Origin of the sequence: Halioglobus japonicus (assembly GCF_001983995.1) — a bacterium.
Taxonomy (GTDB): domain Bacteria; phylum Pseudomonadota; class Gammaproteobacteria; order Pseudomonadales; family Halieaceae; genus Halioglobus; species Halioglobus japonicus.
The window spans coordinates 495,904-518,266 of the sequence record NZ_CP019450.1 but is presented as its reverse complement, the minus strand read 5'-3'; the positions used below and the strand labels follow the sequence as shown (position 1 = coordinate 518,266).

Below are 22,363 nucleotides of genomic sequence, written 5' to 3'. Positions count from 1 at the left end.
CTGATGCGAGTTCTCATAGTCAAGATGTCGTCGCTGGGGGATGTGATTCATACATTGCCCGCAGTGACGGATGCTGCCCGAGCGGTTCCCGGCATTCAGTTTGACTGGGTGGTGGAAGAAGCCTTTGCGGAAATTCCCGCGTGGCATCCGGCAGTGAATCGAACCTTGCCCATTGCCTTCCGACGCTTGCGCAAACGTCCGCTGCGCAATTTTACGGGCCCCGAGTGGCGCAATTTCCGCCAGCAGTTGCGCAGCCGTCATTACGATCTGGTCATCGATGCACAGGGCTTACTCAAAAGCGCCTTTGTCGCGCGGCTGGCGCAAACGCCCATTGCCGGGTTCGACAAGCATAGCGCCCGTGAAGGTTTGGCGGCGACCGCCTATCACCACAAGTACAGCGTGCCGGTGCAAATGCATGCGGTGGAGCGCACCCGGCGCTTGTTTGCCAGCGTCCTTGGGTACTCAATTGATAGCGAGCGGGGCGACTATGGCGTTCGGGCCAACCTCGCCCGCACACGTGAAAAGCGCTGTCGTGGCCTGATGTTTTTTCACGGCACGGCCCGCGCAGAAAAGCTGTGGCCGGTGGCGCACTGGGCCGAGCTGCTGACGTTGGCCGATGCCGCGGGCTATCCTGTGTGGTTGCCCTGGGGCAGCGAAGAAGAGAAAGTCCGGGCGGCCCAGATCGTCGCTGTCGCCGGCACCGGTCGGGTGTTGCCGCGCCTGGACTTGCGGGGGCTGGCGAGTATGCTGCTGGAGGTGGATGGGGCGGTTGCTGTGGATACTGGCCTCGGCCATCTCGCTGCCGCGCTGGATGTCCCGACGGTGTCATTGTACGGGCCAACGGATACCGCGTTGATCGGGGCTTACGGTCAGCACCAGGTGCATATCCAGTCGCCGGTAGGGCCTGAAGATACCGACGATCCGCTGGCGATGATGACTGCTATTTCCGCAGCAGACGTATGGTCAAAGCTCACCGCGGTGCTGCCGCAGGAGGAGTCGGCGTGAAGCTGGCGTTCCTGCTCTACAAGTACTTCCCCTACGGTGGGATGCAGCGTGATTTCCGCCGCTTTGTCGAAGAGTGCCAGGCGCGAGGACATCATTGCCGCATTTACTACATCAGCTGGCAGGGAGATGCCATTGCCGACGCCGAGCTGCGTCACGTTCCTGTCAAAGCCAATACCCATCACCGGCGCAATGAGAAATTTCTCGCCTGGGTGAGTAGTGATCTCGCTGCGGACCCCGTCGATGGCGTGGTGGGCTTTAACAAAATGCCCGGTCTGGATGTTTATTACGCGGCTGACTCCTGCTATCTCGACAAGGCCTTGAATGAGCGCGGCGTGTTGTATAGGCGCGGCGGCCGTTTCCGTCATTTTTCAGCCTATGAAGCGGCGGTATTCGGGCCGCAAAGCGACACAGAAATTCTGCTGATCTCCGAGACGGAGAAAGCGAAATTTGTGCAGCACTACCACACGGACGAAGCGCGTATGCATATGCTGCCGCCGGGTATCTCGCCTGATCGTCGAGCCGGGCCGGATGCGGCCGAGCGGCGCCGCGCTGCCAGGGAACAGCTGGGAGCTGAGACGGGCGAAATGCTGCTGTTGTTCGTGGGTTCTGGATTCATCAAGAAAGGGCTGGATCGGGCCCTTCATGCGCTGGCGCATGTGCGTGAAGAGCAGCCACACCAGAAAATACGCCTGTTGGTGGTAGGCCAGGACAAGACCCGGCGGTTTCGCTGGTTGGCGCGCAAGCTCAAGGTCGATGAATATGTGGAATTCCTCGGCGGCCGGGATGATATTCCGGAGTTGCTGCTCGCTGCAGATACCTTGATTCACCCGGCCCTGGATGAGGCTGCCGGTATTGTATTGCTGGAAGCGCTGGTGGCGGGTTTGCCGGTTATCTGCACGGAGGTTTGTGGTTATGCACATCACATCGTTCGGGCCAAAGCGGGGCTGGTATTGCGTTCACCCTTCCAGCAGGAAGACCTGAATCTGGCGGTGTTGCGCTGTCTCGATGGAGTTTATCGACAGCAGTGTCGAGACACCGGGCTGGTGTACGCTGAGGTGACCGATCTGTATTCCATGCACAGCACCGGAGCGGAAATCATTGAGCGCAGCGTCATGCACAAACTGGATAAGGCTCGTGGCTGAGAGCTATGTGCGCGAAGATATCGCTGCCGTTGAGGGCCTGACATCCTCTGCGCAAGCGCTGTTGCACTGGGCCGACGAGGTGGCCGGCAGCGCGCCGGCAGAACACGTTTACCGCAACAAGGAAGGGCGCAAAACACTGCGCTTTGGTCGCGGCGGCCATTCCTATTTTCTCAAGTTGCACAGCGGTATTGGCTGGGGCGAAATTTGTAAGAATCTGCTGCAGCTGCGACTGCCCGTGCTGGGCGCGAGCAATGAGTATCGCGCAGTGCTCGCATTGACCGAACTGGGGGTGGATACCATGAGCGTGGCTGCCTATGCCCGCTTCGGTGCCAACCCGGCGCGCCAGCACTCCATGATTGTCACTGACGATCTGGTTGGCACCGTCAGTCTTGAAGACTACTGCGCCTCATGGGCAAGTCACCCGCCGATGTTTTCAACGCGTCTGAAAATTTTGCGCAAGCTGGCAGATAGCGCAGGGCGCATGCACCGTGCAGGTATTAACCATCGCGACTTTTATCTGTGCCACTTTCACCTGGACGAGCAAACCCTGGCCAGCGCCAGTCCCACCTGTCACCTGATTGATTTACATCGGGCCCAGTTGCGGGCGAGCACCCCGCGGCGCTGGCTGGTAAAAGATCTGGGAGGGCTGTACTTCTCGGCCATGGACTGTGGCGTCAGTCGCCGCGACCTGCTGCGGTTTATGCGTTGGTATACCCCCGGAGGCCTGCGGCCAGCACTGACAGAGCATGTCTCGCTATGGCGTGCGGTTGAGCGCGCTGCCATTAAACTGTATCGCAAAGATCACGGGCGTGAGCCGCCCGCACTGGCGGCCTCGTGACGGCGCTGCGCCTACTGCGCGGCGACGCACCCCGGGCTCTGAGCGACAGCGAGGGCACTGCTGCGTGGTTGCAGCGCGAGGGTAGGGTGCTCAAGCAAGACCCGTACTCGTTGGTTGCATTGGTAGAGCTCGGCGGTGAACTGCATTACGCCAAGTACTACCGCCCCAAAAATATGATTCAACGTCTGCAATTTCGTTTCGGGGGTGGCCGCGGGGTAGCTGCCTTTGACAACGCCGTTGCGTTAGCTGCGTTGGGCATTGAAGTACCTGCGCCGCAGGCCTGTGCGCTTATGCCTGATGGTGTGCTGCTGCTTACTGAGGCCATAATCGATGGGCAGGACTTGAAGCATCTCTGGGTGGAAGGACTGAAACCTGCGAGGCTGCAACAACTGATGGCGCACGCCGGCGCGGTGCTGGCAACGCTGCACGAGGCCGGCTACAGCCATGGCGATGCCAAGTGGAGTAACTTTTTGGTGCGTCAGTCCTCGATGTACCTCGTGGATCTTGAGGCTGTCTGCCCTGCCGGCCCCTCCAGCGGACACTGTGTTCGGGATGTGGCTCGTTTTACCCTTAATGCCGAAGACATGGGATTGGCACCAGAGTACTACGCGGCATTTTTGGAAGCGTACGCCGAAGATCGCTGTGTTCCCGCGCGGGACATCGAGGTGCGCATGCAGCCGCTGCTGGACAAGCTCCGCGCCAGGCACTTGCGCAAGTACGGTGAGCGCGGTCACCGTCTGGTCTAGTCGAAACTGTACCCGAACGCCTCGATATCCTGCCGATACACCTCGGCCACCCGCTGCCGTGACGCCTCAGAGTAAAACGTCTGGTAGGGCTGTGAACGGCTCTGGTTCAGGTGGGGCAGCTCGCGTTCCACACCAAGCTTCTGGGCGATAGCACTGAAGTCCGAGTGTAAATTCTCAAAGCGGCCGACATAGTCCATATCCATCTGACCGAACCGGTTGGTTAAGAACACAATCTGCGGCGTGAACAAGGCATTGCGCATCACGTTTTCAGGCGTCATCCACTGCGTGACAAATTCGTCAAACGAGGCAAAGTTGCCGACGAACTCACTCCATAAACTGTCGTCGCTGCTCGCCGCGGAGCCGCCTTGTTGCAGATACGTGTAGGCCGACACCGCCCGGTCCCAGGGATTGCGAACAAAGGTGAATTTAAAGTAGCGGCGATACTTGTCGGGGTCGAGTAGCTGGTACCAGTCTGCGGGTGCGTGCTCCACGGATTTGATGTCAAACATACCGCGCACCACGCTGCGCCCCGCCGATTTGGGGACGTGGATAAACAAAGCCTGGTGTTCGTCAAAACAGGGCTGGTAAGTTGCTCGACCCTTGAGGATGCGCTCGATGTGACGCTGCTGATACTGAGGTGCGTAGGCCAGCAGCATTTCGCGCTCTTTGGCGGGCATGAGCCGCCACAGCAGATTGGTCAGTAGGTTCATTGCACTTTCCCCTTGGCCCGCAGCCGCTCCATGGCCCACTGGTAGGCACGCAGGCCCAGTACCCGGGCCTCGGTGTCGCTGAGTTCAACCATCTGGGTGCGCCACGCGCAAAAGCACCGCATGCGATCGCGGTGGCTGACGTCGCTTGGCAACAGCATGTTCAGCTGCATTAGATTACGCAGCATAGCGCGGCCAGCAGCGGGCGTCCTGAAAACATTGCGTTCGTTGTCGATCAGCGCGAACTGAAAGTGGCTGTTCTGAAACTCGGCCAGTACATTGCTGGTCCGCAAATCGCCGTGGACGAATCCTGCGGCGTGCATGCGGCCAATAAACGTGCCCAGTTCCCGCAATAGCTGGCGGCGCTGCGCGAGATCGGCGCCATGGCGTTCAATCAGCGTGTCGCGCAGCCAGGTGGTGACCCCGTCGCCGGGAACCGTGGAACTGAACAGGTACTCCCGGCCGGCAGGCAGTTTGCCCCAGGCCAGATTGTCGGGCGCCCTGAACCCGGCCTGCTGCAAGAGTGCATTGTGGGTGCGAGCACGGGAGGCACGAGAGCCGCGCACCAATGCCTTGAGGCGTTCCAGTGGCCCCCTGGGCAGAAACTCCTTGTAGTACACGCTGCCGTCGCCATTCACTGCCACCCGGGCGTGAACGGAACTGCCTACCATGCGCCAGCCCTCAGGCAGTCGTTCGTCTGCCAGGGTTTCCGCCAGCGCCTGGTAGTTCACGGCTCGCCAACCTGCACAACGGCGACCCGGCCTTTCTTGGGATTGTTGCTGGCGAAGGATCGGCTCTCGGTCAGATGGTTGTTGGCCAGAAACTCGGCCCAGGGCGCTTCGTCGCGGCGGCGAACGTAGATCACCAGGTAATCCTTGTTGCGCCAGTGGCGGCTCTTGGCTATCAGATTCTGGAGCTTGAACTCCTGGCCCAGGGCTGCGGTCCAGTCGAAGTCGCGACGGCTGAAATAGGCGATATATTTTTCGTTGGTAGCAATACTGGCCTGGGCGTCGGTGTTTTGTTCCACCCATTGTGTGGCCTCGCGGATGAAGCGTTTATCGCCATCGCCCGTGAGCACGGTATCGAGGCTCATTCCCACCAGTAGCAAAATAACCAGTCCCTTGCGCCAGCCGCCGGCGTTCCAAAGCGTGCCGAGCAGGAAGGGCAGGTATAGCAGCAGGAACAACACCAGCTGTATGCTGTAGCGCTCCAGCATGAAGCGATTGATCAGCATAAACAGGGCGAGATAGAGCAGCGCGATAAGCGCATGCGCCCGCAACAGCACCACATCGTCATTACGCAGTCGCCCAAGCAGGCCTGTCAGCCGGCCCCACACCAGCACGGCAACCCACGGCCAGGTAATGGCTCGGCAAATATTAATTGCCAGCACTGCGAGCAGGCCGGCGGTCACTGCAATTGAAGCATCTTCCAGCGCCGTAAATTCAAGCATGGCCTGGCCGGTGGCTTGCGACATTGCCGCGAATTGGCCGGGGAAAGCCCAGAGTCGCTCCAGATACTGGTTAATGGCCGGAAATAAATTTGTATCGCTACCCAGTCCCTGCCGATAGAGAACTATGCCTGCGGCCGCGATACCAATGGCGATGAGCTGGGGAATGAGTAAATGCAGGCAGTGGCGCAGGCGCTGATCGACGTTTCGGGTAAACAGCACGGCCAGCGGTGCCAGGGCCGCGAAAAACAGGCCTTCGAAGCGAAACAGGCTGGCGAGCACGATATAGCTGAACCAGCGCACCTGGTATTTGAGGGTGGGGCTGCGCAGATATAGCAGTAATTCCCGAAACGCCAGTATCAGCAGGGCCCAGTAGATGGGGTCGCGCATGATGGAGCTGCGCAGATGATTGAGCAGTGGGTGCGATAACACCACGATGGCGCCGAGCAACTGGATACGGCGATCGCCGCCGAGCACGTGGATGACGGCGACAAAGCCCGTGCACAGCACCGCATAGGCCAGGGTCGTAATTAATTGCCCCGCCCACAGGGTGGACAGCCCGGTCCAATTATGGATAAGCGCAATACAAATTGATAGCAGGGGACGTCCGAACTCCTGCTGACTGGCCGCAAAGCCATGTTGTAAGTAGGCATCGGCGGCACGCAGGTATATGATAGCGTCCCGATTAATCAGCGGGTCGATCGCGATTAACCAGGCCGACAGCAGCAAGCTGGCGGCAAATACCCAGCGATAATCGAGATGGGACAGGGAAGTTGAAGTTGGGTTCGGGTACACGTTTTTACTTGGTTTCGTTTGTGGCTAGTCTAACGCCGGCAACCAGCGGAAACCAGCATCGCCCCCACCAGGAGTTGTTTTGCCAGAGAAAGTTTTAGTCACCGGCGCAGGCGGCCAACTCGGCCAGGAGTTACTGCGTACAGCACCCGTTGCCACGCAATGCGTTGGCCTGACCCGCAGCGAGCTGGATATAGGCGACGCTGAAGCTGTCGAAGCTCTGATAGCGCATGAACAACCCTCGCTGGTGATCAATGCCGCCGCTTATACTGCAGTGGACAAGGCTGAGGAAGAGGTCGAGCAAGCCATGCGCATTAATGGCGACGGAGCGGGTAATCTCGCCCGGGCCTGCGCAGGAGCAGGCGCACGTCTGCTGCATGTATCCACCGATTTCGTATTTGACGGCCTGGCCAGTTCACCCTATCTTCCCGACTCTCAGACGGCCCCTATTGGTGCCTATGGTCGGACCAAGCTCGCCGGTGAAGAACGGGTACTGGCTGCCGCGCCAGATGCGCTTATCATGCGCACCGGGTGGGTATATTCCGCGTTCGGCGCGAACTTTGTGAAAACCATGCTGCGGCTGATGGCTGAGCGCGACCAACTGGCGGTAGTTGCCGACCAGGTGGGCTCACCCACCTGGGCGCGCGGTCTTGCCGAGGCCCTGTGGCAGGCAGCGAGCCGGCCCGAGGTCGGCGGGATTTACCACTGGTCGGACGCCGGTGTGTGCAGCTGGTACGATTTTGCCGTGGCCATTGCCGAAGAGGGTGTGGCCAGTGAACTACTGGCCACAGCGCCCGTGATCGCGCCGATTCCCGCCAGTGACTACCCCACGCCGGCGGCGCGCCCGGCGTTCAGTGTGCTGGACAAGCGCAGCAGCTGGCGCGATTTGGAAATGAATGGCCGCCACTGGCGTGAGCAATTGCGCGCCATGCTGCAGGAATTAAAGGAGTTGTAAATGGCCAGGTCACTCTTGGTTACCGGTGCCGCTGGTTTTATAGGCGCAAATTTCGTTCACTATTGGCGGGCACAGCACCCGGGCGATCGCATTGTTGCCTATGATGCCCTGACCTACGCCGGCAACCGCGCAAACCTAGAAGGGCTTGAAGGCACAGAGGGCTTTACGTTTGTTCACGCCGATATCTGCGACAAGGCCGCTGTAATTGCCTGCCTGCGCGAACACCAGGTGGATACGCTGGTGCACTTCGCCGCCGAGAGTCACGTCGACCGCTCGATTACCGGCCCCGACGCCTTTATTGAAACCAACGTGGTGGGCACGCACAGCTTGTTACAGGCGGCGCGGGAATACTGGCTCGGTGGCGCGGAACCGCTGCCGCACCGGTTTCACCATGTGTCCACCGATGAGGTTTACGGCTCCCTCGCTCCTGATGCGCCCGGGTTCTACGAGGAGCAGAAATATGAGCCCAACTCGCCTTACTCGGCGAGCAAGGCAGCGTCGGACCATCTCGTGCGCGCCTATCTGCACACCTACGGCCTGCAGGTCAGCACCAGTAATTGCTCCAACAACTACGGGCCCTATCACTTCCCCGAGAAGCTGATTCCCCTGTGCCTGACCAACATCCTGCGCGGCCTGCCACTGCCCGTGTATGGCGACGGCAGCAATATTCGAGATTGGCTCTACGTGGAGGACCACTGCCGCGGTATTGAAAAAGTGATTCTGGATGGCGTGGTCGGCGAAACCTACAACATTGGCGGCAACAACGAGTGGAACAATCTCGATATCGTCAATTTGCTGTGCGAACAGTTGGATGCGCGCTTTGCAGCGGATGCGTCATTGGCGGCGCGCTTCCCCGATGCTCCCCAGGCCGCGGGAAAAAGCGCCCGCGATCTGATTACCTTTGTGGAAGATCGCGCCGGCCACGACTGGCGTTATGCGATCGACGCCAGCAAGATCAGTGGCGAGCTTGGCTATTCGCCGGCAGAAAACTTTGAGACAGGCCTGGCCAAAACCCTCGACTGGTATCTCGACAATGAGGACTGGTGGCGGCCGCTGCTCAATCGTTAAAGCAGCGGGGCTTCGCCCAGGGCGAGGCCCTCGGCGTCTTTGGCCGATAGCTGGGGCGATTCTCCCTGCGGAATCGGCCACTTTATACCTACCTGCGGATCGTCCCAGGCCAGCGACACCTCACTGGCAGGGTGGTAGATGTCAGTGCACTTGTACTGGAAGTCAGCGAACTCAGACATGACGTAGAAGCCGTGCGCAAACCCCGGCGGCACCCACAGCATCTGGTGATTGGCAGCACTTAATTCAACGCCATACCACTGGCCCAGGGTCGGTGAGTCGTTGCGCATGTCGACCACGGCGTCAAAGACCGCCCCGGAGGTGACCCGCACCAGCTTGCCCTGGGTGTGCTCCCGCTGGTAGTGCATGCCGCGCAAAATCCCCCGTGCCGAACGCGAGTGGTTGTCCTGCACAAACTTGAGATCAAAGCCAAAATCGCGAAAGGTCGCTGCGTTCCAGCTCTCCATGAAAAAGCCCCGCTCGTCGCCGAAGACCTTGGGCGTTAGCAGGTACACCCCTTCCAGCGGTGTCGCTTCAAACTTCATGGAATACTACCCCTCGTTCGTTTAACAGGCTTTTCAGATAAACGCCGTAGCCGCTTTTTTCCAGCGGGGCCGCCAGCGCCAGCAGCTGTTCTTCGTTGATAAAGCCCATGCGATAGGCCACTTCTTCGGGGCAGGCGATCTTTAATCCCTGACGCTCTTCTACAACGCGCACAAAGTTGGCGGCGTCGAGCAGTGAATTGTGGGTGCCGGTATCGAGCCAGGCGCTGCCGCGGCTCATCACCTCAACATTGAGATCGCCGCGCTCCATGTACACCTTGTTAACGTCGGTGATTTCCAGTTCACCGCGATGTGACGGCCGGATACTCTTGGCGATGTCGATGACATCGTTATCGTAAAAGTACAGGCCGGTGACGGCGTAGTGTGACTTGGGTTGCTCGGGCTTTTCCTCGATGTCCTGGGCGACGCCCTCGGCGTCGAAGCTGACCACGCCATAGCGTTCTGGATCCTGCACATAATAGGCGAACACAGACGCGCCAGCCTCTCGCTGGGCCGCGCTCTTGAGTTTGAGGGTAAAACCGCCGCCGTAAAAAATGTTGTCGCCCAGCACCAGGGCGGCACGATCCGCGCCAATAAAGTCTTCCCCGAGAATAAAGGCCTGGGCCAGACCATCCGGGCTGGGCTGAACGGTGTAGCTGATATTGATTCCCCACTGGGAGCCGTTGCCGAGCAGGTCGGCAAAGGCCGCCTGGTCGCGGGGCGTGGTAATCACCAGGATATCGCGTATGCCCGCCAACATGAGCGTCGCCAGCGGGTAGTAAATCATGGGTTTGTCGTAAACCGGCATGAGCTGCTTGGAGACCGTACTGGTCAATGGATGGAGGCGGGTACCGGAGCCGCCGGCGAGAATGATGCCCTTATAGGGGGTTTGACTCATGAGAACAGATCTTGGCCTGACAAAAGGGGTCAATTATAGCGGCTTTTTACGATGGCTGACGAACCCGCGGCACTGACTGTACGGCCGTACAGGGGCTGGATTTTTAACCGCCCGCTGCTTAAAATCTAGCCTCTTTGCCGGAAAGTTCAGGCGCTGGAACTCCCGGTGGATGCGTACAACGATAAAGCGCCGTCCCCCGCCCGCCTGCGTCTACCCCATAAATATTGAGAGGATGCCCCCATCAGGCAAGTCGAGACACTATCTACAGAGGCTCAACCGCATGTTCCCGCGGCGCCTGTTGCTGCGCCAGCAAAACCGCTGCGCATCGCTCTGCTCGGCTATCGCAGTCAGCCCCACGGCGGTGGACAGGGTGTTTATCTCCGCTACCTCAGCAAAGCGCTGGTGGATGCAGGCCACAAAGTGGACGTTATTTCCGGTCCTCCCTATCCGCACCTCGATTCGCGGGTTCGCCTGATTGAACTACCCAGCCTCGATTTGTTCGAAAATGGCCTGGGTTCACTGCGCCCCCATCACCTCAAGTCGATGACTAACATCATCGAGTGGACCAGCAAGCTGACGGGCGGTTTCGCCGAGCCCTATACCTTTGGCCGGCGCGCGGTGAAATACCTGAAAGAGCACGGTCGTGAGTACGATCTCATCCACGACAATCAGAGCCTCAGCTGGGGCATGTTGCAGCTGCAGGACATGGGCCTGCCGCTGGTGACGACCGTTCACCATCCGATTACCAGTGATTTGCGCATTGCGCTAAGCGCCGCTCGCGGCGCGTGGGAGCGTTTGCTGATCCGTCGCTGGCACTCGTTCCTCAACATGCAGAAGAAGGTGGTCAAGCAGTTGCACAATGTTGTGACTGTCTCGGACTGCTCGCGCCAGGATATTGCCCGCGACTTCGGCCTGCAGCCGGCGGGAATCAGCCTGGTATACAACGGCATCGACACGGAAATGTTCCGCCCCATGCCGGATATTGAGCGCCGCCCGCTGCGGCTGATGGCCACGTGTAGCGCTGATGCGCCACTCAAAGGCACGCGCTACCTCATTCGCTCCTACCACAGGCTGCTGGAAAAGTACCCCGGGTTGGAGTTGCTGCTGGTCAGCAAGCCGCTGCCGGGAGGCAAGACTGAAAAACTGGTGAAGAAGCTGGGTCTGGAAAACAAGATCCAGTTTGTGAGTGGTATCAGCACCGAACAAATGGTGCGCTACTACGCCCAGGCCAGTGTTGCGGTGGTGCCCTCCGTATACGAAGGCTTCGGCCTACCCGCTGGCGAAGCTATGGCCTGCGGTGTGCCGGTGGTGTCCACCGACGGTGGCGCCCTGCCTGAAGTGGTTGGCGATGCCGGTGTGATAGTGCCGGCGAAGAATGTCGACGCCATGGTGACGGCGATCGATGAGTTATTGCAGGACCCGGCCCGTCGGGCGCAGTTGGGCGAGGCCGGCAAGGCCCGCATTGAAGAGAAATTCTGCTGGCAGGTTTGCGCGCGCGAAATGACAGCATATTACCGAGAAGTACTGGCGCATGCAGACAGTTGATTTTGACCACTTTCCCCTCAAAGACGGCGACCTGGTCCTCGACCTCGGCTGCGGCGAGGGACGTCATGTGATTTCCGCCTACGTTGAAGCCAATGTGCATTCCGTAGGCGTTGATCTGTCGCTGAACGATCTGAAAACTACCCAGGAAAAGTTCGAGCACTTCGACGAGCCCGACAACGATGCCAAGACCTTCGGCCTGTCGTCTGCCAACGCGCTGGAACTGCCCTTTGCCGATAACACGTTCGATAAAGTGATTTGCAGCGAGGTCCTGGAGCACATTCCGGACTACCGCGGTGCGCTCGCTGAGATAGAACGCGTTATGAAGCCTGGCGGCCTGTTCTGCGCCAGTGTGCCGCGCCGCTGGCCCGAGAAAATCTGCTGGGCCCTGAGCGAGGGTTACTACAACACCCCCGGCGGTCACATCCGTATTTTCCGCGCCAACGAGTTGCGCGAAGACATCGAGCAGCTCGGCTTTGCCCGTTACCACCGCCACTGGGCCCACGCCCTGCATGTGCCGTTCTGGTGGCTGAAGTGCATGTTCTGGAACAATCAGGACGACAACTGGCTGGTGAAACAGTACCACCGCCTGTTGGTCTGGGACCTGATGGAGCAACCGGCACTGACCCGGGTGTCAGAGAAGCTGATGAACCCGGTCATGGGTAAAAGTGTGGTGATGTACTTCCGCAAGGAAGCCACCTCATGAGCGGCCTGTATCTCAGCCGCGGCCTGTTCCCGTCGGAATTCCTGCGCCCCACGGTAGAATTCATTCTCGAAACCCAGCGTCCCAGCGGTGAAATTCCCTGGTTCGATGGCGGTTACGCAGACCCCTGGGACCACGTTGAAGCGGCCATGGGTTTATCGATTGGCGGTGAATACGATGCCGCGCGCCGCGCCTACGAGTGGCTGTACAGCATGCAGCTGGTCGATGGCAGCTGGTGGGCCGCCTACCGCGGCGAGGACGTCGACAACGCCGAGCGCCGCGAAACCAACTTTGTGGCCTACGTGGCCACAGGTATCTGGCATCACTACCTGGTTACCGAAGACCGGGATTTCCTGCGCGCCATGTGGCCCATGGTCGACAAGGCCATCGGCTTTGTCCTTGCCCTGCAAACCGAGCACGGCGAAATTCACTGGGCGGTAGACGCTGACGGCAATCCCAAGGGCGACGCCCTGATCACGGGGTGCAGCTCTATCTACAAGAGCCTCGAATGCGCCCACAATATTGCCTACACCCTTGGCGAGGACCGCCCCCAGTGGCTCGAATCCCGCGAGCGTCTTGGCCATGCCCTGCGTCATAAGCCGGAGCGCTTTGATCGCACCTGGGAAAGCAAAGCACGCTACTCCATGGACTGGTTTTACCCGGTACTCACCGGAGTTCTGCCCCATAAAGAGGCGCTGGCGCGTCTGAACAAGCGCTGGAATGAATTTGTCGAAAAAGACCTGGGTTGTCGCTGTGTGTCTGACGAGCCCTGGGTGACTGTCGCTGAATCCTGCGAGCTGGTGATGGCACTGCTGGCGGCGGGCGATCATGCTCGCGCGGTTGAGGTCTACAGCTGGCTGCATCAGTGGCGTCTGGACGACGGTTCTTACTGGACGGGTTACCAGATGGTTGAAGACCTGCTCTGGCCCGACGAAAAACCCACTTGGACGGCGGGCGCTATCCTGATGGCTGCCGATGCGCTGACCGAGCACACTGCGGCGTCACAGTTGTTCTGCTCGACTCAGTTGTTGGGCGTTGAATCTTCCGCTGAAGAGCGTATCTCTAAAGCGGATTGATCGTTCTTGGCTAGCCGCGCCATCCCAGCGGTGTCAGGCCTTCGCCACGGCCGCAGGTTTTGCTCCAGAGACTACGGCCGCGGCGTAACTCGGAGTGGGATTGCTGCGCAATCCTCAAGCACTCCTCAAACACCCACCGCGGAAAGCCCTTCGTCTCTTCCACAAAACCTGAGCGCGGCCTGATGGTGGCGAAAACCTGATACCGCTGTGATGATGCTTGATTTCAGTTTGGCTCACGGGACGAGTTATTGGTGTGTTCAGGGTGATGAACGATCGGAGGGGCGGGTAAGTCTTCTCGCTTCCCGAAATCGTCGGGAGGCAGGATGCCGGACGCCGAAACGTCCCATGGATGGGCTCGCAGTGGTTTCGGGAAGCGAGAAGGCTTACACGTCCCGCTTAGCAAAAAAAGAACCAGCGTAATTACAGCCTCCGCAAAAGCCCCAACGTATTCACCTGCCCCAGATCCTCAAACAACCCAGAAGCCTTGGCCATCCGATACACCGCATAAGGTGCCTGGCCACCCGCATGAGCGTCGTCGAACAAATCGTGAATGGCCAGTATCCCGCCGCGCATCAGGTGAGCGGTCCAGCAACGGTAGTCGAGCAGGGCTGCCTCGAGACTGTGGCCGCCGTCGATGAATACCATGGCCAGGGGAGTCTGCCAGTGACGGGCGGCGGCTTCGGAGCCGGCGACGACCGGGACGACGGTGTCATCCAGATCTGCCTTGCGCATGTTGCGGCGAAATTCCCGGAACGTATCCACAAGGCCTTCTGAGCCGTCGTAGAGGTCCGGGTCGTGGAAGAACTCGCCCAGTTGATGCTCTTCTGAACCGCGGTGATGGTCCAAGGCGAACACCGTACTGCTATGTTGTCGACAGGCCAGACCCAGGTAAATAGTGGATTTCCCGCAGTAGCTGCCAATCTCCAGCACCGGGCCCTTGCTGCTCTCGGCGAGCGCGTGTTCGTACAGGGCGGCGGCCTCGTCGTCGGCGAGAAAGCCTTTGATCTGGTCGATGTCGGCGGGCAGGTCTGGAATCATGAGTCGTGGTCCTTTTGGGGCAGGGAAAAGTAGCCCGTTTGACCCGACAAGGCAAGGCTGTGGGCGTGGTATGATGCCGCCATTGCCAAGCCAAGGAATTGCCAATGAAACTTGAGATGCCCCGATTCGACCAGGCCCGTGTGCTGGTACTGGGGGATATCATGCTCGACCGCTACTGGGAGGGCGGTACGTCGCGTATCTCGCCCGAGGCCCCCGTACCGGTGGTCAAGGTAGAGCAGATCAAGGACCGCCCGGGCGGTGCCGGGAACGTGGCCCTGAATATTGCAGCGCTGGGCGCGGCGGCGAGCCTGGAGGGGTATACCGGCGCAGACGAGATGGCGGATTCGCTGCAGGATATGCTGATGGGCGCTGGTGTCGACTGCGCATTCACGCGGGTAGAAGGCCAGCCCACGATTACCAAGCTGCGGGTGATCAGCCGTCACCAGCAGTTGATTCGGCTCGATTTTGAGGAGGACGCGCTTGCGGCCAGCGGCGATTCCCTGGCCGACGGCCTCGAGGCGCGGCTGCAGCAATGCGGTGCGCTGATATTGTCAGATTACGCCAAGGGCGCGCTGGCTGATCCCGCGCCGCTGATATCGGCAGCCCGGGCTGCCGGTGTGCCGGTATTGGTAGACCCCAAGGGCACCGACTTCAGCCGCTATCGCGGTGCCACCCTGTTAACCCCCAACCTGCACGAATTCGAGGCCGTGGTCGGCCATTGCCCCAGCGAGGCTGAACTGGTGAGTCGCGGCGAACAGTTGATGACGGAGCTGGATTTATCTGCGCTGCTGGTAACTCGTGGCGAACACGGCATGACGCTGCTGCGTCCGGGTGAAGAGGAATTGCACCTGCCGGCGCGCGCTCGCGAAGTGTTTGATGTGACCGGTGCTGGCGATACCGTCATTGCCACCCTGGCGACGGCGGTTGCCGCGGGTGCCGATCTGCCGCTGGCGGTAGGGCTGGCCAACGTTGCTGCCAGTATTGTGGTGGGCAAGCTCGGCACTGCCGCTGTCAGTGCGCCGGAGTTGCGCCGTGCGGTGCAGCAGGAGCATGGCTCTGAACGCGGGGCAATGACTCTGGAGCAGTTGCAGATTGCGATAGCCGATGCCCGTGTCCAGGGCGAACGTGTGGTCTTTACCAACGGTTGCTTTGACATTATCCACGCCGGCCACGTCAGCTACCTGGAGCAGGCCCGGCAACAGGGTGACCGGTTAATTGTGGCCGTGAACAGCGACGCGTCCGTGAAACGTCTCAAGGGACCGGGGCGGCCGATTAATCCCGAGGATCGTCGTATGGCGGTGCTGGCCGGGCTCGAGTCGGTGGACTGGGTCGTCTGTTTCGAAGACGACACGCCGCGCTTCATGCTGGAAGCGCTGCGCCCGGATGTGCTTGTTAAGGGCGGCGACTATGCCGGCAAGGAAGAGGTGGTCGGCTGGGAAATTGTCGAGGGCTACGGCGGCGAGGTGCGGGTGCTGGGGGTGATTGAAAACCTCTCCACCACGGCCATTGTCAACCAGATCCAGCAAGACAGCTGACGCGGTGAATTCGGGTTAGCCGTCGCCGAGCGCCTGTCTTGCGGCAGCCACATTGGCCTGCAGGTGGGCGGGTGTAATGGTGCCGACGATGGCGGCTGTGCTGCCCGCATGGCCTAATATCAAATCCATGGACGCCTGAACCGGGTTGTCGATATCAGCCAGATGGCCACTGGCCAGCGCCTTTTTGATCAGGCCGGCCTTTCCTTGCGCGGCACAGGCGTCGAGTACCTCGGCTTCTTCTTGTTGGGCCAGATTGTAAGTCACCATGACAGCATCGCTCTGCGCTGCGGCGGCCAGGCCTCCCGCAACGGTTTTGGTCGATATGCCGAAGGCTCTGATCAGACCGCGTTGTTTCAGTTCCGCTAATGCCTGCAAGGTACCGAGTGTCTCGATGATGTGCATATCGTTGCCGTCTGAGTGCACCAGCACAATATCAATGGCATCCACACCCAGACGGCTAAGGCTGCGCTCTATCGAGAAGCGCGTGTGCTCCGGGGTGAAATCAAAATGCGACTGCCCGTCAGAAAATTCCTCGCCGACCTTGGAACAGATCACCCATTCGCGCTGGTTCCCGGCCAGCAACGTGCCCAGGCGTTCTTCGCTGACGCCATAGGCCGGCGCCGTATCGATCAGGTTAATGCCCAGGTCGCGGGCCTGGGCCAACAGCTCTAGCGCCTGCCTGTCATCGGGAATGGTAAACCCGTTGGGATACTTCACGCCCTGATCGCGGCCCAGCTTCACGGTGCCAAGGCCAATGGCGCTCACGTCAATGCCGGTGGATCCCAGCGGGCGCATCCAACTCATGAGAACAGGGTATCCCAGGGCGCGCTGGCAATCGGTGGCTGACCCAGTCCCGCAAGGGGCGCGAGGTCTGCGCTGGGTCCGGGGCGCATATCGCGTCTGGCCAGGGTGTGCTCCAGTTCGTTGCCGAGATCGGGGCTCAGGGTCAGCTTTGTGGGCCAGGTCACGAGGGCGTTGTCGACGCTGTCGACAGCGCCGACGTAAGCGGTGTCCGGGCGCTTAAGCGCTGACTGGCGCGGCTCGCCGCGATCGAGGCGCAGGGTGCGCCATTCGCAGTGGCCGAAATCAATCCAGGGGAATAACTCATCCAGTTCTGCCTTGGCGCGCTCAATGACCCGCTGTGGTTCCCAGTCGGCGCCTTCGGTGGAGAGATCGCCGCCCAGATACCACACCGGCTCGCCCGCGCTGGTTCGGTGGCTGGACACCGTCAGGCGAGGGCTGGGGCTGCCGCCGGTACAGTGGCCGAAAAAGGGCTCGGGATACTCGTGTTTGACGATGACTTGCTGCAGTGGACGCCGCTGCATGGCCGGTGAGCTGCCTCCCAGAGCCTGTACCAGGCCCTCATTGCCTGCGCCGGCGGCGAGAATCAGTTGGCGCGGGCGAACCTGGGCAAAGGGGGTATCGATAATGGCCTGGCGGCTGTCGACGGCGAGGCTGCTGGTGTTCCAGTCGATGCTGAAGATAGCGCCGTCGCTTTGATCTGCCAGGGTTTTGACCAAGGAGGGTGCATCCAGTACCAGGTCAATCAGGCGGTAGACCTGACCCTTGAACGCGGGATTGGCCAACACCGCCGGATAGTCAGCGGGTGCCAGGCGATCGACGCGGCCGCGCAGCAGTTTGCTGGCAAAGAACGAACCCACGCGTGAGGTGAGGCCGGTGTCAGACCAGAGATAGAAATCCTCGCTGAGCACCTCGCAGTTGCGCAGGTCGACTTTGCCGTTGCCTGCCAGGCACTCGCGCCATACGCCGGGCATGCTGGAAATCGTTTCCGAGCTGTTGCTCAGGGCACCAGAGAGTGCGTATTTGATACCGCCGTGAATCATGCCCTGGGAGCCCACCGTCTGATAGCTGCCCAGCGCCTCCTGCTCGAACAAGACGGCCTGGTAGCCGGCATTGCGCAGCTGGCACAGCGCCCAAAGGCCTGCAATGCCGCCGCCAATGATGGCAATGTCGGGTTGGATTACCGGTGCGGTCATGCCCGCTCCCTGGAAACAAAAACGCGATTATAACTCGAATCACTTTTCCAGGTGGGCGATTCTCGCAGTGGTCAGTGAAGGGCCACAGGCGGTATGCTTGCCCCACTAACGCCGTTGGAGTTGTTCATGCGCTACCTGTATAGCGCCTTATTCTACCTGTTGCTGCCCTTTATCCTGCTGCGCATGCTGCTGCGCTCGCGGCGTGCGCCTGCCTATCGTCAGCGTCTGGCCGAGCGTTTTGGCTGGTTCGCGCCGCGGCCCGATCTGCCTCGCACCGCAGTGTGGGTGCATGCCGTGTCGGTGGGGGAAACCCTGGCGGCCGCGCCCCTGATTGAGCATTTACTCCAGCGCTACCCCGAAGCTGATATTGTGGTCACAACCACAACACCCACTGGGTCGGACCGGGTCCGCTCGCTGTTTGGTGAGCGCGTATTTCATGTCTATTCGCCCTGGGACATGCACGGGGCTGTGGCCCGTTTCTTTGCCCGGGTAAAGCCCGGACTACTGGTGGTCATGGAGACCGAGCTGTGGCCCAACCTGTTACACCACGCCCAGCGCAATCAGTGCCCGGTGATTCTTGCCAACGCTCGCCTCTCGGCGCGCTCTGCCCGGGGTTACCAGCGGGTGGCCGGACTCACAGCGCAGATGATGCAGCAGTTGACGTTGGTCGCCTGTCAGTCCCGGGCGGACGGTGAGCGCTTTGTCCAGCTGGGGCTTGCCGCGGACCGGCTCCAGGTGACCGGCAGCATTAAGTTCGATATCGATCTGGATAACAGTTTGCGGGCCGAAGCAACGGCCCTGAAATCCTCCTGGCCGAACGCGCCTGTGCTGCTGGGATCGAGCACCCATCCGGGCGAAGACGAGTTGCTATTGCAGGCCCTGGGTGAGGTGCGTGAACACCACCCCAACACCCTGTTGTTGCTGGTGCCGCGCCACCCGGAACGGTTCGACGGCGTGGCTGCACTGTGTGCCCGAGAGGGGTTCAATGTGGTTCGCCGCTCTTCGGGCCGTCCCCCTGAGGCCGGTAGCGACGTTTATCTGGGTGACACCATGGGCGAGCTGCGGCTCTTGTCAGGTGTCGCTGATATTGCCGTCATAGGCGGCAGCTTCATCCAACACGGCGGGCAGAACGTCCTCGAGGCTGCGGCCTGGGGTGTGCCTGTAGTCAGTGGCCCGCATATGTTCAACTTCAACGAGATTACTGAACTGCTCACCACTGCTGGCGCTATGCGCCAGGTTGCCGATGGCGATGAATTGGGTCGTTGTCTGATGGAGATACTGGCGGCACCCAATGTAATGCAGGCCATGGGTGAGGCCGGTGAACAGGTGGTCGCCGAGAATCGCGGAGCGTTGGCGCGCCTGACGGCGCTGGTGGACGAACGAGTGCCCGGCGCTTGAGCAGCGCCGGGCGATAGGGATTATTCGCTTTCGCTGGCTGTCGGCGGCGCAGGTGTGATCAGGAAGGAATCCAGATTGTAAATGTCCTCCGGGCTCAGCAGGCCAGCCTGCTCCTTGAGCAGCAGTATGCTGTAAATGTAGTCGTAGCGGCTATTGGAGTAGTCGCGCACCGCGGCAAACAGGGTTTGCTGGGCGTTGAGCACGTCTACTACGTTACGTGTACCCACTTCGTAGCCCGCCTGGGTGGCATCCAGCGCACTGCGCGAAGAGACAATACTCTGTTTGCGCGCTTTTACGCGGCTGATATTGCTGTTCACTGTCATGTGCAGCGAACGCGTGTTGGTCACCGTATTGCGGCTAAGGTTAATCCGCTGTTCGCGGGCGGCATTGAATTGCTGTGCTGACTGGCGGCGGTTGGCGCTGATGGCGCCGCCAGAGTACAGCGGCAGGCTCAGGTTAACCGACCACTGGTCGCCATCGGTGGCGTTATAGGGTGGGCTCAGGAAGTCGTTGGCCGGATCAATGGTGCGGGAGCCGTCGGTCTCAGTATCGGAGTAGCTGTAGCTACCGGAAATCTTGAAGGCGTGGCCGGTCGCCGCTGACTTGGAGTTCTGGCGTGCTGCTTCCTCGGCGTATTCCGCGGCTTTTAGCGCGTAGTTGTTCTGCAGGGCAAAGTCTACCCAGGCCGCGCGATCATTGGGCTCCGGAGGATTGGGCTCAAATGTATCGGTCAGCACATTCAGGCTGCTGTGTTTCTGGCCGGTCAGTACCGACAATTGCTCCAGTGCAACCGCAACGTCGTTTTCGTTCACAATGCGGTTTACCTGCGACAAATCGTAAGCCGCCTGGGCTTCGTAAACGTCGGTAATGGCGATCAGACCTACTTCAAAGCGCTGCTGGGTCTGTTCCAACTGGCGCTCAAAGGCTTTCTCCTCGGCGATCGAGGCGGTCAGGTTGTCCTGTGCGCGCAGCACTGCCAGATAGGCGTCAACGGTGCGCACTATCAGATTCTGCTGGTTGCCGGCAAAGGTGGCCTCAGCCTGCTTGCTCTGTTCCTTGCCCGCTTTGAAGCTGAACCAGGCCGGCAGGTCAAACAGCGGCTGGTTGAGCGACACTGAGAAGGCGTCGGTATACGTATCTGATGTGGTGGTGGACGAAATCGTGGCAATACCGTCTTCGGTCAGGGTGAAGTTTTCCGAGTCAGTGTCTGTGTCAGAGCCCGAGCGCGAGTAGCTGGCGCCGATCTGCGGTAACAGGCCGGAGAGTCCCAGTGATTCACTTTCCTTGTTGGCCAGGTAGATTGCTTCTTCCGCTTTGAGCTGGGCGTCATTTTCAAGTGCGAGTTCATAGATATCGCGCAGGGATTCTGCGCTTGCGCCCATCGAGAGTGTCAGTGCGAATAACGCCACTCCGGTCCGTTTCATATTGGTTCCCCTGTAAAGGTAGTGCGGCGAAAAGCAAAAAGAGAGTTTAGCAGCCGCAAGTGTTCCTTGCATTGTGTGAACTGCCGCCCAAAATGGGCGTAGTCACGGCCATCATAAGTGGTACACTGCCAGCAGGTCCATGACATAGATCGTGCCCTGCATGGGTTTCGTCGCAAATAGGAACTGCTTTTCGTGCACGCTGCCAGAAGCCGACAATTCAACCTCAACCTCGCAGAGCTTCACGCTGTTTGCGAGGCGAACTATGCCCGGTTGTTGCGCCTGTTTCCCGATTACGAGAGCACCAACACCCGCGAGTTCGCCGTCGGTCCCGCCACGGTGTGCCTGGAGGTGGTCGAGCGCTGTCGATATACGACCATTTTCCGTCTCCACCAGCAGCATGCCCAGGCGCGTTGGCTGGGGAGCCTGAAGGTGGAAGTGCGCGCCTATCACGACGCGGGCATGCTCGAGGTCGGCAGCTTCCAATCGCACCGTCGTATTCAGGGGCGATACGCCTATCCCAACAAGCAGATGTTCCAGCAGGACGAGAAGTCCCAGCAAAACCGCTTCCTGGCGGACTGGCTCGAACATTGTCTTGGCAACGGTCACAGCACCACACCTGTTTCGGTCGGTAGTAGCGGCCCCTAGCCACCGGTATGACGGAACCAGCACCCATCGCGCGCGTAACACCGGCGACAGACGTCGTCCGTCTGGTTCAGCTCACTGATATCCACTTGTGCCAGCAGGCCGGTGGCACCCTGCTGGGAATGGATACTGATGCATCCCTGCAGCAGGTGTTAGCGCAGGTGCAGCGGGAGCGTGCGCAGTACGACCTGGTGCTGGCCACCGGTGACCTATCCGACAAGGGCGCACTGCACGCCTATGAACGCCTCGAATCCTATCTGGAGACCCTCGCAGCGCACCATTACTGGCTGCCTGGTAACCACGACGATCGCGACCAGATGCTGGCGGCAGCCCGTGATCCCGAGCGTCTGACGGGGAAATCAGAGTTGGGCCGTGGCAGATTCTCATGCTCAATTCGCAGATTCCCCGCGAGGTTGGCGGGCGCCTGGGACCTGCGGAGTTGGCGCGCATCGAGACGGCTCTCATCCAGGCTGAAGCCGAGGGTCTGCACAGTCTGCTGTGCATGCACCATCAACCGGTGGCCGTAGGCAGCGCCTGGATCGACGAGCAAATGGTCGCTGATGCGGACGCGTTCTGGGCACTGACGGAGCGTTTTGCCGGGGTACGCGCGGTGCTGTGGGGGCATGTGCACCAGCAGATTGATCGTCAGCGCGGGTCGGTTGAGCTGATGGCCTCCCCCTCTACCTGCGTGCAGTTTGCGCCGGGCAGCGACAACTTCAAGGCCGACGCCCAGGCGCCGGGATATCGCTGGCTCGACCTGCATCCGGATGGGCGGATTGAATCCGCGGTTTCAAGGCTGACCACATCGCTGTATGTCGACCTGGAATCCGGCGGTTATCTGGACTGAAGCAGTCCCGCAAAATTTTTCTCA

The 22,363-nt window shown here is 60.2% G+C and carries 23 protein-coding genes; 14 read left to right on the top strand and 9 right to left on the bottom strand.

What is annotated here, in order from left to right:
- Positions 1 to 3: 3 nt before the first annotated feature.
- The 4 genes from waaC to BST95_RS02455 are packed head-to-tail and all read left to right on the top strand — an operon-like array spanning position 4 to position 3,731.
- Complete coding sequence (waaC, locus tag BST95_RS02470) at positions 4 to 1,005, top strand: lipopolysaccharide heptosyltransferase I (protein WP_084198024.1); 1,002 nt, start codon at positions 4 to 6, stop codon at positions 1,003 to 1,005.
- Positions 1,002 to 2,147, top strand: a complete 1,146-nt coding sequence (locus BST95_RS02465; RefSeq protein ID WP_084198023.1) for a glycosyltransferase family 4 protein — start codon at positions 1,002 to 1,004, stop codon at positions 2,145 to 2,147. The genes waaC and BST95_RS02465 overlap by 4 nt, the downstream gene beginning before the upstream one ends.
- The gene (gene rfaP / locus BST95_RS02460) at positions 2,140 to 2,985 is read left to right on the top strand and encodes a lipopolysaccharide core heptose(I) kinase RfaP (protein ID WP_084198022.1); all 846 of its coding nucleotides are present in this window, start codon (positions 2,140 to 2,142) and stop codon (positions 2,983 to 2,985) included. Before BST95_RS02465 ends, rfaP begins: the two co-directional genes overlap by 8 nt.
- A complete protein-coding gene (locus tag BST95_RS02455; RefSeq protein ID WP_084198021.1) occupies positions 2,982 to 3,731 on the top strand; it encodes a lipopolysaccharide kinase InaA family protein in 750 nt (249 codons plus the stop codon). The genes rfaP and BST95_RS02455 overlap by 4 nt, the downstream gene beginning before the upstream one ends.
- Here the strand turns inward: BST95_RS02455 and BST95_RS02450 are convergent.
- From BST95_RS02450 to BST95_RS19915, 3 genes are read right to left on the bottom strand one after another with little or no spacing between them, the layout of a single operon-like run.
- On the bottom strand, positions 3,728 to 4,441 hold the full coding sequence (locus BST95_RS02450; RefSeq protein ID WP_229801849.1) for a sulfotransferase family protein: 714 nt from the start codon (positions 4,439 to 4,441) through the stop codon (positions 3,728 to 3,730). The two genes, BST95_RS02455 and BST95_RS02450, sit on opposite strands and share 4 nt — an antisense overlap.
- Positions 4,438 to 5,169: a lipopolysaccharide kinase InaA family protein gene (locus BST95_RS02445; protein ID WP_169843835.1), complete on the bottom strand. Its 732-nt coding sequence runs from the start codon at positions 5,167 to 5,169 to the stop codon at positions 4,438 to 4,440. The genes BST95_RS02450 and BST95_RS02445 overlap by 4 nt, the downstream gene beginning before the upstream one ends.
- Positions 5,166 to 6,680: a hypothetical protein gene (locus BST95_RS19915; protein ID WP_169843834.1), complete on the bottom strand. Its 1,515-nt coding sequence runs from the start codon at positions 6,678 to 6,680 to the stop codon at positions 5,166 to 5,168. Before BST95_RS19915 ends, BST95_RS02445 begins: the two co-directional genes overlap by 4 nt.
- Positions 6,681 to 6,759: 79 nt before the next feature.
- Here BST95_RS19915 and rfbD point away from each other — a divergent pair, with 79 nt between their 5' ends.
- Positions 6,760 to 7,632: a dTDP-4-dehydrorhamnose reductase gene (gene rfbD, locus BST95_RS02440; RefSeq protein ID WP_084198019.1), complete on the top strand. Its 873-nt coding sequence runs from the start codon at positions 6,760 to 6,762 to the stop codon at positions 7,630 to 7,632.
- Positions 7,633 to 8,700, top strand: a complete 1,068-nt coding sequence (gene rfbB, locus BST95_RS02435; RefSeq protein ID WP_084198018.1) for a dTDP-glucose 4,6-dehydratase — start codon at positions 7,633 to 7,635, stop codon at positions 8,698 to 8,700.
- On the opposite strand, the gene rfbC is transcribed toward rfbB, so the two are convergent.
- The gene (gene rfbC, locus BST95_RS02430; protein WP_084198017.1) at positions 8,697 to 9,242 is read right to left on the bottom strand and encodes a dTDP-4-dehydrorhamnose 3,5-epimerase; all 546 of its coding nucleotides are present in this window, start codon (positions 9,240 to 9,242) and stop codon (positions 8,697 to 8,699) included. The two genes, rfbB and rfbC, sit on opposite strands and share 4 nt — an antisense overlap.
- Positions 9,232 to 10,137 (bottom strand): glucose-1-phosphate thymidylyltransferase RfbA, encoded by a 906-nt coding sequence (rfbA, locus tag BST95_RS02425; RefSeq protein WP_084198016.1) that lies wholly within the window; start codon positions 10,135 to 10,137, stop codon positions 9,232 to 9,234. Before rfbA ends, rfbC begins: the two co-directional genes overlap by 11 nt.
- 240 nt (positions 10,138 to 10,377) lie before the next feature.
- Here rfbA and BST95_RS02420 point away from each other — a divergent pair, with 240 nt between their 5' ends.
- The 3 genes from BST95_RS02420 to BST95_RS02410 are packed head-to-tail and all read left to right on the top strand — an operon-like array spanning position 10,378 to position 13,458.
- On the top strand, positions 10,378 to 11,682 hold the full coding sequence (locus BST95_RS02420) for a glycosyltransferase family 4 protein (RefSeq protein WP_084198015.1): 1,305 nt from the start codon (positions 10,378 to 10,380) through the stop codon (positions 11,680 to 11,682).
- Entirely contained in the window at positions 11,669 to 12,385 is a 717-nt protein-coding gene (locus BST95_RS02415) for a class I SAM-dependent methyltransferase (RefSeq protein WP_066053148.1), read from the top strand. The genes BST95_RS02420 and BST95_RS02415 overlap by 14 nt, the downstream gene beginning before the upstream one ends.
- Positions 12,382 to 13,458, top strand: a complete 1,077-nt coding sequence (locus BST95_RS02410) for a prenyltransferase/squalene oxidase repeat-containing protein (RefSeq protein ID WP_084198014.1) — start codon at positions 12,382 to 12,384, stop codon at positions 13,456 to 13,458. The genes BST95_RS02415 and BST95_RS02410 overlap by 4 nt, the downstream gene beginning before the upstream one ends.
- Before the next feature lie 420 nt (positions 13,459 to 13,878).
- On the opposite strand, the gene BST95_RS02405 is transcribed toward BST95_RS02410, so the two are convergent.
- Positions 13,879 to 14,496 (bottom strand): class I SAM-dependent methyltransferase, encoded by a 618-nt coding sequence (locus BST95_RS02405; RefSeq protein ID WP_084198013.1) that lies wholly within the window; start codon positions 14,494 to 14,496, stop codon positions 13,879 to 13,881.
- Positions 14,497 to 14,600: 104 nt separating this feature from the next.
- On the opposite strand from BST95_RS02405, the gene hldE reads away from it, so the two are divergent.
- Positions 14,601 to 16,031, top strand: coding sequence for a bifunctional D-glycero-beta-D-manno-heptose-7-phosphate kinase/D-glycero-beta-D-manno-heptose 1-phosphate adenylyltransferase HldE (gene hldE / locus BST95_RS02400; protein ID WP_084198012.1), 1,431 nt, complete (start codon positions 14,601 to 14,603; stop codon positions 16,029 to 16,031).
- Positions 16,032 to 16,046: 15 nt separating this feature from the next.
- On the opposite strand, the gene BST95_RS02395 is transcribed toward hldE, so the two are convergent.
- Positions 16,047 to 16,835, bottom strand: coding sequence for an aldo/keto reductase (locus BST95_RS02395; RefSeq protein WP_084198011.1), 789 nt, complete (start codon positions 16,833 to 16,835; stop codon positions 16,047 to 16,049).
- On the bottom strand, positions 16,832 to 18,028 hold the full coding sequence (locus tag BST95_RS02390) for an FAD-dependent oxidoreductase (RefSeq protein WP_084198010.1): 1,197 nt from the start codon (positions 18,026 to 18,028) through the stop codon (positions 16,832 to 16,834). Before BST95_RS02390 ends, BST95_RS02395 begins: the two co-directional genes overlap by 4 nt.
- 126 nt (positions 18,029 to 18,154) lie before the next feature.
- Between BST95_RS02390 and waaA the strand changes: the two genes are divergently transcribed.
- Entirely contained in the window at positions 18,155 to 19,426 is a 1,272-nt protein-coding gene (gene waaA, locus BST95_RS02385; RefSeq protein WP_084198009.1) for a lipid IV(A) 3-deoxy-D-manno-octulosonic acid transferase, read from the top strand.
- Positions 19,427 to 19,446: 20 nt separating this feature from the next.
- On the opposite strand, the gene BST95_RS02380 is transcribed toward waaA, so the two are convergent.
- Complete coding sequence (locus BST95_RS02380) at positions 19,447 to 20,850, bottom strand: TolC family outer membrane protein (protein WP_084198008.1); 1,404 nt, start codon at positions 20,848 to 20,850, stop codon at positions 19,447 to 19,449.
- Between the two features lie 192 nt (positions 20,851 to 21,042).
- Between BST95_RS02380 and BST95_RS02375 the strand changes: the two genes are divergently transcribed.
- The 3 genes from BST95_RS02375 to BST95_RS20265 are packed head-to-tail and all read left to right on the top strand — an operon-like array spanning position 21,043 to position 22,339.
- Entirely contained in the window at positions 21,043 to 21,495 is a 453-nt protein-coding gene (locus BST95_RS02375; RefSeq protein ID WP_084198007.1) for a DUF1249 domain-containing protein, read from the top strand.
- Between the two features lie 8 nt (positions 21,496 to 21,503).
- Positions 21,504 to 22,019, top strand: a complete 516-nt coding sequence (locus BST95_RS20270) for a metallophosphoesterase (RefSeq protein ID WP_240500249.1) — start codon at positions 21,504 to 21,506, stop codon at positions 22,017 to 22,019.
- Positions 21,995 to 22,339 carry a metallophosphoesterase family protein gene (locus BST95_RS20265; RefSeq protein ID WP_240500248.1) on the top strand — a complete coding sequence of 115 codons (345 nt, stop codon included), beginning with the start codon at positions 21,995 to 21,997 and terminating at the stop codon, positions 22,337 to 22,339. The genes BST95_RS20270 and BST95_RS20265 overlap by 25 nt, the downstream gene beginning before the upstream one ends.
- Positions 22,340 to 22,363: the final 24 nt, after the last annotated feature.

What these genes read in the sequence shown, in the direction of transcription:
- BST95_RS02415 (WP_066053148.1), top strand. Translation starts at nt 11,669, where the DNA reads ATGCAGACAGTTGATTTTGACCACTTTCCCCTCAAAGACGGCGACCTG.
- rfbB (WP_084198018.1), top strand. Translation starts at nt 7,633, where the DNA reads ATGGCCAGGTCACTCTTGGTTACCGGTGCCGCTGGTTTTATAGGCGCA.
- BST95_RS02450 (WP_229801849.1), bottom strand. Translation starts at nt 4,441, where the DNA reads ATGAACCTACTGACCAATCTGCTGTGGCGGCTCATGCCCGCCAAAGAG.
- BST95_RS20265 (WP_240500248.1), top strand. Translation starts at nt 21,995, where the DNA reads ATGCACCATCAACCGGTGGCCGTAGGCAGCGCCTGGATCGACGAGCAA.
- BST95_RS02395 (WP_084198011.1), bottom strand. Translation starts at nt 16,835, where the DNA reads ATGAGTTGGATGCGCCCGCTGGGATCCACCGGCATTGACGTGAGCGCC.
- rfbC (WP_084198017.1), bottom strand. Translation starts at nt 9,242, where the DNA reads ATGAAGTTTGAAGCGACACCGCTGGAAGGGGTGTACCTGCTAACGCCC.
- BST95_RS20270 (WP_240500249.1), top strand. Translation starts at nt 21,504, where the DNA reads ATGACGGAACCAGCACCCATCGCGCGCGTAACACCGGCGACAGACGTC.
- waaA (WP_084198009.1), top strand. Translation starts at nt 18,155, where the DNA reads ATGCGCTACCTGTATAGCGCCTTATTCTACCTGTTGCTGCCCTTTATC.
- rfbA (WP_084198016.1), bottom strand. Translation starts at nt 10,137, where the DNA reads ATGAGTCAAACCCCCTATAAGGGCATCATTCTCGCCGGCGGCTCCGGT.
- BST95_RS02410 (WP_084198014.1), top strand. Translation starts at nt 12,382, where the DNA reads ATGAGCGGCCTGTATCTCAGCCGCGGCCTGTTCCCGTCGGAATTCCTG.
- BST95_RS02380 (WP_084198008.1), bottom strand. Translation starts at nt 20,850, where the DNA reads ATGAAACGGACCGGAGTGGCGTTATTCGCACTGACACTCTCGATGGGC.
- waaC (WP_084198024.1), top strand. Translation starts at nt 4, where the DNA reads ATGCGAGTTCTCATAGTCAAGATGTCGTCGCTGGGGGATGTGATTCAT.
- hldE (WP_084198012.1), top strand. Translation starts at nt 14,601, where the DNA reads ATGAAACTTGAGATGCCCCGATTCGACCAGGCCCGTGTGCTGGTACTG.
- BST95_RS02405 (WP_084198013.1), bottom strand. Translation starts at nt 14,496, where the DNA reads ATGATTCCAGACCTGCCCGCCGACATCGACCAGATCAAAGGCTTTCTC.
- BST95_RS02390 (WP_084198010.1), bottom strand. Translation starts at nt 18,028, where the DNA reads ATGACCGCACCGGTAATCCAACCCGACATTGCCATCATTGGCGGCGGC.